The following is a 263-nucleotide window of genomic DNA, read 5'->3' on the forward strand; positions in this document are numbered from 1 at the left end:
GTGGCTCGTTTACGCGGGGCCCGGGGAGATCAAATTACGGCGCATCCTTAACACGGACATCGACATCGTGGAGTACCCGCTGGACCTGTCCAGGCCGCCGTCGGAGATCCTGGCAGCCGTGGCGGATCTCGCCGAACAGTCGTGGGGCGAGGTAGTCCGCCAAGCGGTAGCAGACCTCCCCGGGCAGGACGGCTAGGCCGGCACCTTCACCGTGAACGTGGTTCCCCGGCCGGGTTGGCTATCAAGGGTGATGGTACCGCCAT

The 263-nt window shown here is 65.4% G+C and carries 1 protein-coding gene; it reads left to right on the forward strand.

Annotated features, from left to right (window positions below):
* Positions 1-196: hypothetical protein (locus SB724_RS20585; protein WP_410572770.1), on the forward strand; the 196-nt coding region annotated here is incomplete at its 5' end.
* Between the last annotated feature and the right edge of the window lie 67 nt (positions 197-263).

Source organism: Bacillus sp. SIMBA_031 (assembly GCF_046535225.1).
In the GTDB taxonomy this organism is placed as follows: Bacteria; Bacillota; Bacilli; order Bacillales; family Bacillaceae; genus Bacillus; species Bacillus velezensis.